Source organism: Dietzia sp. B44, assembly GCF_014145245.1.
Classification (GTDB): Bacteria; Actinomycetota; Actinomycetes; order Mycobacteriales; family Mycobacteriaceae; genus Dietzia; species Dietzia natronolimnaea.
In genome coordinates, this window is the sequence record NZ_JAALEF010000098.1 from 1 (window position 1) to 3,548 (window position 3,548).

2 protein-coding genes are annotated in these 3,548 nt (G+C 69.9%); both read right to left on the reverse strand.

The window, feature by feature from the left end; genetic code table 11:
* The coding region (locus tag G6017_RS04145; RefSeq protein WP_182616064.1) for a Na+/H+ antiporter subunit A at positions 1–2,680 on the reverse strand (2,680 nt) is incomplete at its 3' end.
* A 131-nt stretch (positions 2,681–2,811) separates the two neighbouring features.
* Positions 2,812–3,372 (reverse strand): hypothetical protein, encoded by a 561-nt coding sequence (locus G6017_RS04150; protein ID WP_241731365.1) that lies wholly within the window; start codon positions 3,370–3,372, stop codon positions 2,812–2,814.
* Positions 3,373–3,548 lie beyond the last annotated feature (176 nt).

Genomic DNA, 3,548 nt, shown 5'->3' on the forward strand with positions numbered 1-3,548 from the left:
TCGTGCCGGCGGCCAGGAGCAGGCCGAGGCCGAGGATCCGGCCCGCGTCGATCGGGATGGCTTCACCGAGCTCGTAGCGCCCGCCCGCGAGGTAGCGCAGGACCAGCGCCAGACCGGCGACCAGGCCGCCCGCGAACCCGCCGCCGGGGTTGTTGTGGCCGGCGAAGAAGAAGAAGAGGCTGAGGATCATCATCGTGGGGAACACGAGACGCGTGGTGACCTCGAGGACCAGCGACCGGGCGCGGGGGTCGCGGACGGTGGCGCCGACGAGCCACCGTCCGGGGGTCGCCCCCGGCGCCTCGATGACGATCCGGGCCGCCTCGACGCCGCGCCGACCCGAGCGGGTCTTGTCGACGTCGGCCAGACGCGGGCCGGAGCCGTAGCGACGGTTGCGGAACACGAGGCTGGCCACCCCGGTGGCGGCGACCAGCAGGACGGTGATCTCGCCGAGGGTGTCCCACGCGCGGATGTCGACCAGGGTGACGTTGACGGCGTTGGCGCCGTTGCCGATCTGGTAGGCGATGTCGGGGAAGACGAGCGAGACGGCCGGGTGCTGGCGGGCGTTGATCGCGTACGCACCGGCCACCACCACGAGCAGCCCTACGCCGATCCCGAGCCAGGCCCGCAGACGGCGGAAACCGTTCGAGAGCGGTACCTCGGCCGGCATCGTCCTCAGGACCAGCACGAACGCGACCATCAGGAGCGTCTCGACCAGGACCTGCGTGAGCGCGAGGTCCGGGGCTCCGTGGATGGCAAAGATGACGGCGACGCCGTAGCCGGTGACGGACATGCAGATCACGGCGGCGAGGCGGTTGCGCAGCACCGTGGCGGCCACCGCGGCGAGCGCCATGGGGATCATGACGATCAGCACCACCGGGTTCGCGGACAATTCCATCCGCAGGCCCTCGCGCGTACCGGCCAGGAGCGAACCGAGCGGGAAGATCACTAACGTCACCAGGATGATGCCGAGGGTGAGCGGTAGCGACCCACGCTGGATACTCGCCGTCAGGCGCAGGGACAGCAGGTCGAAGAACCGGAGGACGGCGTCGTAGATGCGGTCGGCGTTACCCAGGGCGGGCGACTCGAACTGCATCCTCTCGACGGTCCGCTGCGCCACGTAGAGCAGGGCGCCCAGCAGATAGACCACCAGGGTGAGCGCGAGCGGGATGCCTATCCCGTGCCACAGTCCCAGGTGGTAGCCCTCGGGGCCGCGCCAGGGGCTGCCGGGCGGGAATGCCACGTCGACGTACCGGGCGATCATGTTCTCGACGGGCGCGTTCCACAGCCCCAGCACCAGGCCGGACCCGGCCAGTACGGCCGGAACGGAGAGGAAGAGCGGTCCCGCGGGGCGGGAGGAGGCGACGGCGGGGCTGATGCCGTCGGGGAAGGAACTCTTGGAGCGGAACGCGCCCATCACCAGGCGCGCGGTGTAGGAGAAGGTGAGTATCGACCCCGCCACGAGCCCAGCGGTCACGACCAGCGACGGCATCCCGTGCAGGCGCTCCTCGGACAGGACGGTGGCGAACGCCGCCTCCTTCCCGACGAACCCCAGGAAGGGCGGGAGCCCGGCCATCGAGGCGGCGGCGAGGGTGAAGACCACCGCGAGGGCGGGCCGCTTACGGCCCAGTCCCGACAGGTCCCTGATCTCCCTCGTCCCGGTGGTCTTGTCGATCACGCCGACGGACATGAACAGGGCGGACTTGAACAGCGAGTGCGCGAGCAGCATCGTGAGCCCGGCGAGCATCGTGTCACGTGAGCCGATGCCCACGAGAACGAGGAGGAAGCCCAGCTGGCTCACGGTGCCGAACGCCAGCACGAGTTTGAGGTCGGTCTCCCGCAACGCGCGCCACCCGGCCATGAGGAGGGAGCTCAGACCGAGGGCGATGAGAGGCAGTTGCCAGGTGGACGAGCCCGACAGGCCCGGGGTCAGGAGCGCGACGAGGAAGACCCCGGCCTTGACCATGGCCGCGGAGTGTAGGTAGGCACTCACCGGGGTCGGGGCGGTCATGGCCCCCGGGAGCCAGAAGTGCAATGGGGCGATGGCCGACTTGCTGGCCGCGCCGACTATCACCAGGATCAGCGCCCAGTGGATGAGCGTCCCCGACGGTGGTGCCGCCACGATATCGCTGATCAGGTAGGAGCCGGCGGCCTGGCCGAGGATGATCATCCCGACGAGCATCGCGAGACCGCCGAGGGTGGTCACGAGCAGCGCCTGGGTGGCCGCGCGGCGCGCGGAGGCCCGCTCGGCGTAGTGGCCGACGAGCAGGAAACTCAGGACGGACGTGATCTCCCAGAAGATGTAGAGGAGGATCATGTTGTCGGCCACGACCAGTCCGAACATGACGCCCGCGAAGGCGACCAGCTCGGCGGCGAACAGGTGGAGACGTGGTTCGTCGTCCTTGAAGTACCAGGTGCAGTAGACCAGGACGAGCGCACCCACGCCGAGGGCGATGAGGGCCAGGAGCGCCGACAACGCGTTCATGCGCAGATCCAGCGTGAGGTGGATGCCGGGCGCCCACTGGACGGACTCGGTGGGCACGCGGTCCAGGTTGGCGGCCACCCACACCGCGCCCGCCGCGGGCACCGTGGCCAGGGCGAGGAACGCGCGACGGCCGAACCGCAACACCAGCGGGATCGCGATCATGGCGGCCACGGCATGGGCCGCGAGAATCACGATCACCGGCGACTCCTCTCGCTACGTCGAACGGACGACGACGTGCGGACGCCCCCGCCGTGTGCAGCGGGGTGCCGGTGGTCGACCGGGGTTAGGGTTCCGTGACTACTTTACAGAAGCGATCCGTGTGGCCGTGCTCAGCGCAGGTGGAGGAGGGTCGCCGCATTCAGCAGCGCGACGATCGAGGCCTCGCCGGGGGACTGCCCGAAACCCATGGCCCATGTCGTGCGGCGACCGCAGGTGGCCTGCAGGATCGTGCACCAGGACTCGGTCCGGTCGAACGCGTCTCCCTCGTACTGGTGGAACCGCTCGATCTCCACGCGGGCGCCGATCCTGCCCAGCATCTCGGACATGGCGGTGAGGTCACCGCAGGACTCGGTGGTCAGGCGGTGGGCGGTGAACTCACCCGGGGCTGCAGGATCCCGGGTGGCCAGGATCGCCTCGTACGCCGTGATCCCGCGGCCCAGCGGACGGCGCGTGAGGTCGGCCAGGTGGAAGTGGTCGGTCGACGGCGCGTAGGTGTCGACCAGCGTGCGCCAGTCCAGTTCGGCCGCCTCGTCGGCGAAGCCGCGCGGCAACCTTCGGCCGAACCGCTCGCCGAAGGGGCAGGAGGTCGTCCCGGTGGTGCACGGGGTGCCCGCTCGCGTGGCAGCGCCAGGGGAGCCCTTCGAGGAACCGGGTGCGGTGGTGGTGTACATGGTGTTCTCGTCTCAGACGTCGGTGTGGGGACCGACGGAGATCGTGCAACCACGCAACGGGGGTGCCGGTCTTCAGGCCCCGTTACGTCCGGTTACTACGAGAATCTTCCGCATGACCGAGAACTGTAGACCGCGGGGACGCACGGCGGCAAGCCGCCGCGGCCAGTGGCCGGGTT